Origin of the sequence: Deinococcus cellulosilyticus NBRC 106333 = KACC 11606 (genome assembly GCF_007990775.1) — a bacterium.
GTDB classification, from domain to species: Bacteria; Deinococcota; Deinococci; order Deinococcales; family Deinococcaceae; genus Deinococcus_C; species Deinococcus_C cellulosilyticus.
This window is the reverse complement of the sequence record NZ_BJXB01000012.1, coordinates 169,339-176,104: the sequence shown is the minus strand read 5'-3', so window position 1 is coordinate 176,104 and position 6,766 is coordinate 169,339. Positions and strand designations below refer to the sequence as shown.

The window sequence follows — 6,766 nt, the reverse complement described above, 5'->3', positions numbered from 1 at the left end:
GAAAAACAGGCCTTACACCCTATGTCAACCTGCTCCCAGACTGCTGATTCGCGAGTCCACCCTCTGGATCTCCACAGAGGCTGGACGTTTAAGCACCCACCCATGGCCTTTTTCGGGATGATGATGAAAACGTTGTCAAATTCTGAAACAATTTTCAGGAAGTAATCCGACACAGGCGGGAATTTTCTGGCTGATTCAAGAAATCGCAATTCAAAATTGTGATCTCTCTCTCAAAACATGTTCATTTCTTGTTCCCCTGGAACAAAGTGGAGGAAAATATGAAAAAAGCCCTCAGTCTCATCGTTCTGCTCTCTCTTGGTTCTCTCTCCCAGGCGGCCACCCTGACGGTCAACTGTTATCCCGATGTGAACCGGTCCATTGAAGCTGCGATTCCCATGTGGAAAAAGCAGCACCCCGATGTGGACATCAGAATCAACACCCTGGCTTACCCCGACCATCACAACGCCCTGACCACTGCACTTGCCACTGGCAATGGCGCAGGGGATGTGGATTGCGTGGAGATTGGATTTGTGGCCCGTTTCGGTGAGTCCGGTGGTCTCGAAGACCTGGGCAAGGCCCCCTACAATGCCAAGCAATACCAGAAACTGGTCACCGGTTACGCCTGGGCACAGGCCACCAATGCAGATGGCGGCTTGTATGTGTTCCCTGTGGACATCGCCCCTGGCACCCTTTTTTACCGTGACGACATTCTCAAGAAAGCTGGTGTGACCCCCGCCCAGTTGTCGAAAAGCTGGGAGAGCTACATCGACGCAGGCAAGAAAATCAAAGAAAAAACCGGCGCTTACTTGCTGTTGCATGCCAACTTCATTGCTCTGGCCTACATCCGCGCCAACATCGGGGAAGGTGAAAGCCTCTTCTTCGATGCCAAAGGGCAGCCCATGCTCAACAGTCCACGTTTTGTGAAAGCCCTGCAACTTGCCAAGATGGCCCGCGATTCCAAACTGGACGCCAACCTCACCCAGTTTACGCCCGACTGGACGGATGCCCTGAACAAAGGAATGCTTGCCACCCAGCCTTTCGGAGCATGGTTTGAAGGCACCATGCGGGCCCTGATTCCTGGCACCGCAGGAAAATGGCGTGCTGTGGACCTGCCGGAAAAGAGTTACGCCACCTGGGGCGGGACGTTCCTGGCGATTCCCAAACAGAGCAAGCAAAAAGCCCTGGCCTGGGATTTCATCAGGTTCTACGGCCTCAACAAGGACGTGCAGCTGAACAGCTTCAAAGCCATCACCGCCCTGCCTGCCCTGAAAGCCGCCCAGAACGACGCCCTGTTCCGCAAGCCTGTGGATTTCCTGGGGGGGCAGGTGGTCCGGCCCATGTGGGTGCGAGCTGCCAACAACACCCGACCCTTTGATGCCAACCGCTATGACAGTGTTGCCAACGATGCCCTTGGTACGGCCATCACCAGGGTGCTGAACAGCGGTGTGGATGTGAAAACCGCGCTTGATGAAGCCCAGGCCCTGGTCGAACGTCGCGTCAATCGCGGCAACTGACCCCACATGATCGGCTGGAGGGACATGCCCCTCCAGCCGTCTTCCCAGAGGAACACCCATGACCACCACCACCAAACAACCACAGACCCGCAACTGGAACTGGTCTCACCTGCAGAAGCAAGCAGCACCTTACCTCTTCGTCAGCCCTTTTTTTGTGCTGTTCGCCGTTTTTGGCCTCTTTCCCATTGTGTTTTCCCTGTTGCTGGCCTTCAGTCAGTGGGACTCTGCTTCCGGGCTCTCGACCATGCACTGGGTCAAACCCCTCTGGTCCAACTTTCAGTACGTGCTGACCGATCCCCTGTTTGCCACCGTGCTGAAAAACACCTTCTGGATTGCCATCGTTTCCGGTCTTCCCCAGCACCTCGTTGCCATTCCCCTTGCTTACGTGTTGCACACCCAGGTGGGGAGGTTCAAGCATTTTTTCACTGCAGCATTCCTGGTGCCATTTGTCACTTCTACGGTGGCCATTGCCCTGGTCACCACTGTGCTGTTCAGTGAACGTAACGGAGCGGTGAATCAACTCCTTTTGTGGCTCAACAATTTTGTCCTGTTTGACCCCTTGATTCCAGACCAAACGGGTGAAGGTTACATCCAGTGGCTCTTCGAGAAGGAATACACCAAACCACTGGTGTGTCTGCTGATCTTCTGGCGCTATTTTGGTTACAACACGGTGCTGTACCTCACTGGACTGCAGACCATCAGCAATGACATCTACGAGGCTGCTCAGGTGGATGGTGCCACCCGCTGGCAACAGTTCTGGCACATCACCCTGCCCCTCCTGCGTCCGATTGCCTATTTCACCACCATTGGCACAGTTGTCGGAAACCTCAACCTCTTTGATGAAGTGTTCATTCTCTTCTCTGGTCCACCCTCAGGAGGCGAGGAGTACTCTGCCCAGACCATTGGCCTGTACCTCTACAACAATGCCTTCGGCCCAAACCAGGACATGGGGGCGGCAGCAGCCACCTCATGGGTTCTTTTCGTCATTGTGCTGCTCATCACCCTGATCACCAACGCGGTGTTTCGGCGCACAGCAGATCCTTCGGAGGCCTGACCATGACCGTTTCCCTGACCCCTCCTGCAAAAAACTCCACCCTGAGGCAGAAACAACTGGGAGGCAAGATCCTGTTGCACCTGGGCCTGACGGTTCTGGCCCTCCTGACCCTGGCCCCTTTGTTTTTCATGTTTGTGCTGGCCACCTATGACAAGGGACAGGTGTTCTCCATGCCTGTTCACATGTGGTTTGGGGATGCCAGTCCCCTGAATTACCAGATCCTGCTGGAGCAGACCAACTTCTGGCGTGCCTTCTGGAACAGCACCTACATCTCCATCATGTCGGTGATTTTCACCCTGTTCTTCTGCTCGCTGGGCGGATATGCGTTTGCCATGTACGAATTTAAGGGCAAGAGCGTGATGTTCAGCCTGCTGCTTGGCACCGTGTTGATTCCCAGTCTGCTGGGCCTCGTCCCTTACTACCTGATCATGCAGCAGATCGGCTGGGTCGGAAAACCCATCGCCCTGTACTTCCCTGGTGCAGCCAACGCCTTCGGGATCTTCCTGATGCGCCAGTACATCGTTTCCTCGATTCCCAAAGAGCTGATGGAAGCCGCCCGCATTGACGGTTGCAGTGAATTCCGCATCTACTGGAACGTGGTGCTTCCCCTGCTTGGCCCCGTGATGGCCACCCTGGGCCTCACCACCTTTATTTTCTCCTGGAACAGCTTCTCCAACGCCCTGGTGATGCTGCGGGAACAGGAAACCTTCACCCTTCCCCTGGTGTTGCGTAGCCTTCAGGGGGTCAGCAATGTGGAGTGGGGAGCCTTGCTGCTCGGTACGGCCATTGCCACTGTGCCCCTCTTGATTCTCTTCGTCTTCACTTCTCGCCAGTTTGTGTCCAATCTGACTTCGGGAGCAGTCAAGGGCTGATCCTCTGGCATGTCCAGGCGATCACAGGTGCAGCAGGCAACCCCTTTCCTGCTGCATTGATTTGTTCCTCTGAAAGATGACAGAATGCTGTCATGTCTGCTGATGCTGCCTCCCCTCCTGAAGTGCCCCGCACCCCTGCCGCTGAAACATTCAGTCAGGTGGTGGTGCAAATCTTTCGACTGCACGGCCTGATCGGCGAGGCAGGGGAGAAGATCACCCGTCCCACCGGACAGAGCACAGCCAGATGGCAGGTTCTGGGAGCCATGGGTGAGGAGGGAAGTTCGGTGGCGACCATTGCCCGCAGAATGGGCCTCACCCGCCAGAGTGTACAACGTGTGGCAGATGTTCTGGAGCAAGAAGGCCTCGCTGAATACCAGGACAACCCCTGCCACAAGCGTGCAAAATTGCTGGTGCTGACTGACCAGGGTAAAGCTGTCTTGCAGCAAATAGAGGCTGCGCAGATCCAGTGGGCCAATGAAGTGGCAAAAGACCTGGATGTTGATGCTCTCAAAACCCTGGGACATTTGCTTGTGCAACTGGAGAAACGTCTGTTGTGTTGTTCTGTGCAACAGGAGTGACTGCAGGTTGCTGATCTGCTGCTGGTTCCAGTCAACATGCTGGCTTCTGCATGGCGGCCAGTCTCACTGTGAACTGTAGAATGTGAACTTCCCTTAAGCTATCCAGCCTAAATTGACAGCATGCTGTCAAAAGCATAAGCTGAATGTTGACAGGACACTGTCAAATCATTGCGCATTCGTCCCCTCCCGAGGGTGGTTGATCCACCCGTGAAAGGACATTCCATGAGATTGAATCATTTGACCCTGCTTGTTGATGATGTGGCTGGCACCAGAGATTTTCTGCAGAAATATTTTGAAATGAAGACCATGGGAAAACCCAATGACCACATGTCCTTTCTGACCGATGACAATGGCATGGTCATGGGCATCTTCAAGAGCAAAGGTGCCCAGTATCCTGAGGGTTTCCACATCGGGTTCATTCAGCCCAGTGAAGAAAAAGTCAATGAAATCCACCAGCAGATGATCCGTGATGGTCTCGAGGCAGAATCCCCACGGAAACTCCACGGCTCCTGGACTTTTTATTACCGCTGTCCTGGAGGTTTTCTGGTGGAAGTTCTGCATTGATGTTGCGAGAAAGAGGAAGCCCTGGGCTTCCTCTTTTGATCTCGACCACTAAACAGGCTGGATTTCCTGCTTGACCTGTGTTCCACCCACAAACACCTGATGCACCTCCAGATCAGGCCCCAGAACCACCAGGTCTGCATCCCAGCCCTGTTCCAGCATGCCTTTCTTTTCCAGCCCCAGATACTTTGCAGGATTCAGAGAGGCCAGTCTGGATGCCTCCTCAACAGAGAGACCACACTGCACAGCATTCCTGAAAGCCTGATCCATGGTCAGCACACTGCCTGCCAGAGAGCCTGAGAGGGTGCGGGTGACCCCACCTTGCACGGTGACCTCCTGGCCTCCCAGATCGTAAATGCCGTCTTGTAAGCCTGCAGCACGCATGGCGTCGGTGATGAGCAAAGTTCTGTCGGGCTTGAGCAAAGTCAGCAGTTTGAAGCTCAGAGGATGCACGTGATGGAAGTCCAGAATCACCTCTGCATGCACCATTTCACTGGTCAGGACCACTCCCAGCACTCCGGGTTCCCGACCCGTCAGGCCTCCGGTGGCATTAAAAGTGTGGGTGCAACTGCTGGCTCCAAGCTCAACGGCTTGCAGGGCATCCTGTTCATTTCCTGCAGTGTGACCGATGCTCACCCTCACACCTGCATCCACAAATTGCCTGATGCCCCCTGCAGCGTGGGGAACTTCTGGTGCCAGGGTGACCACCCGGATGTTTCCAGCACTCAGAGCCTCACTGACTCGCTCAGGCGTGGGCTCCAGGGTGAAATCCGGTTGTGCGCCCAGACGGTGTTTTGAGATGAAGGGGCCTTCCAGATGGGCGCCGAGCACCTGGGCACAGTCTGGCTCCTGGGTTTGACTGGCCTGTTTGATGTCCCTGAGCACCTCCACCACCTGATCCCAGGGCCCTGTCATGGTGGTGGCAAGCAGTGAGGTGGTTCCATGTCTTGCATGATATCTGGCCATGCCCCGAATGCCTTCCAGGCCGTCCATCACATCAAATCCACCCCCACCATGCACATGCACATCAATGAACCCGGGCAGAATCAGGTTCTGGGGTCCTTGCAGTTCCTGTTCTTCAAAGCCCAGCACCTGCTGGTCAAAATGGAGGGTGCCTGTTTTCAGTCCCTGTGCGGTGAGCACCTGTCCAGTGAGGCTGTGTTTCACCCGATTTCTCCCACCTGTGGCACAGTGCTGCTTGCCCGTTCCAGGGCCACACCCTGGTCGGTGATGCGACGGGCCAGATCATCTGGCAGGTGGTGGTCGGTGATGATGCGGGTCAGGGCCGAGAGTTCCGCCACCCGGTAAGGGGCACTGCGGTTGAATTTGCTGGAATCTGCCAGCAGCACTTTCTCTCCGGCCCGTTCCAGCATCTTGAAATTGAGCGAAGCCTCTGCGGCATCAAGTGTGAACAGCCCATGGTCCAGTCGCACCGCACTGGTGCCCAGGAAAAGCAGGTCAAACCAGAAGTTCTCCAGCATGCGCTCGGCGTAAGGGCCAACGTTGGAGAGGTTCTCGGGCCGGATCTGGCCGCCAAGCAGCATCACCTTGACCTCGCTCACCCCGATCAGTTCCTGGGCCACACTGATGCCGTTGGTGATCACAAAGAGGGGAAGGGGCTGCATCTTGATGATTCTGGCCATTTGCAGCACGGTGGTTCCAGCATCCAGGAACACCGTCATGCCGCTTTTCAGGTGGGCGTAGGCAGCTTCTGCAATGGCGCGCTTTTCTTTCAGGTACTGGTGCTCACGCACCTGGAAGGCAATTTCCACCCCATTTTCACTGGTGAGGGTGGCTCCGCCGTAAGTGCGACTGATCAGGCCATCTTCTTCCATCTTGACCAGATCGCGCCGGATGGTGGCAACACTGGCTCCAGTGTGATCCGCGAGCTCCTGCACGGTGGCCGTGCCATGGGAGTACAGGTACTGCTGGATTTTTTTCAGGCGAATTTCTAGCATTTTGAGAACCTCGACGGGGGCAGTTGGTTCCAGCATAGGAGGTTCTCTGATCAAAGTCAATCAAAGATTGATCGATTTTTGATGCAAAACGAAGAGGTTTTTGAGCGCCCCCAGAGCTTTACATGGTTTTTTCAGGCCTGATGACATGACTTTCTTCGATGGACTTTCTGCAAGGCCTGAGGAACCTGGAAGGCAAAAACAATCATAAATCAATTATGATCAATCAGTT

At 55.0% G+C, this 6,766-nt stretch carries 7 protein-coding genes; 5 read left to right on the top strand and 2 right to left on the bottom strand.

The window, feature by feature from the left end; genetic code table 11:
• Nucleotides 1–278: 278 nt before the first annotated feature.
• The 5 genes from DC3_RS14430 (at nt 279) to DC3_RS14410 (ending at nt 4,582) form a co-directional block, all read left to right on the top strand.
• On the top strand, nt 279–1,514 hold the full coding sequence (locus DC3_RS14430) for an ABC transporter substrate-binding protein (protein WP_146885451.1): 1,236 nt from the start codon (nt 279–281) through the stop codon (nt 1,512–1,514).
• Nucleotides 1,515–1,572: 58 nt separating this feature from the next.
• Nucleotides 1,573–2,568 carry a carbohydrate ABC transporter permease gene (locus DC3_RS14425; RefSeq protein WP_146885450.1) on the top strand — a complete coding sequence of 332 codons (996 nt, stop codon included), beginning with the start codon at nt 1,573–1,575 and terminating at the stop codon, nt 2,566–2,568.
• Between the two features lie 2 nt (nt 2,569–2,570).
• The gene (locus tag DC3_RS14420; RefSeq protein WP_146885448.1) at nt 2,571–3,440 is read left to right on the top strand and encodes a carbohydrate ABC transporter permease; all 870 of its coding nucleotides are present in this window, start codon (nt 2,571–2,573) and stop codon (nt 3,438–3,440) included.
• A 92-nt stretch (nt 3,441–3,532) separates the two neighbouring features.
• Complete coding sequence (locus DC3_RS14415; RefSeq protein ID WP_146885446.1) at nt 3,533–4,018, top strand: MarR family winged helix-turn-helix transcriptional regulator; 486 nt, start codon at nt 3,533–3,535, stop codon at nt 4,016–4,018.
• Nucleotides 4,019–4,240: 222 nt separating this feature from the next.
• The gene (locus tag DC3_RS14410) at nt 4,241–4,582 is read left to right on the top strand and encodes a VOC family protein (RefSeq protein WP_146885444.1); all 342 of its coding nucleotides are present in this window, start codon (nt 4,241–4,243) and stop codon (nt 4,580–4,582) included.
• Nucleotides 4,583–4,630: 48 nt separating this feature from the next.
• On the opposite strand, the gene nagA is transcribed toward DC3_RS14410, so the two are convergent.
• Together nagA and DC3_RS14400 are read right to left on the bottom strand one after the other, a co-directional pair.
• Nucleotides 4,631–5,746 (bottom strand): N-acetylglucosamine-6-phosphate deacetylase, encoded by a 1,116-nt coding sequence (gene nagA, locus DC3_RS14405; RefSeq protein WP_146885442.1) that lies wholly within the window; start codon nt 5,744–5,746, stop codon nt 4,631–4,633.
• The gene (locus DC3_RS14400; RefSeq protein ID WP_146885441.1) at nt 5,743–6,537 is read right to left on the bottom strand and encodes a DeoR/GlpR family DNA-binding transcription regulator; all 795 of its coding nucleotides are present in this window, start codon (nt 6,535–6,537) and stop codon (nt 5,743–5,745) included. Before DC3_RS14400 ends, nagA begins: the two co-directional genes overlap by 4 nt.
• Between the last annotated feature and the right edge of the window lie 229 nt (nt 6,538–6,766).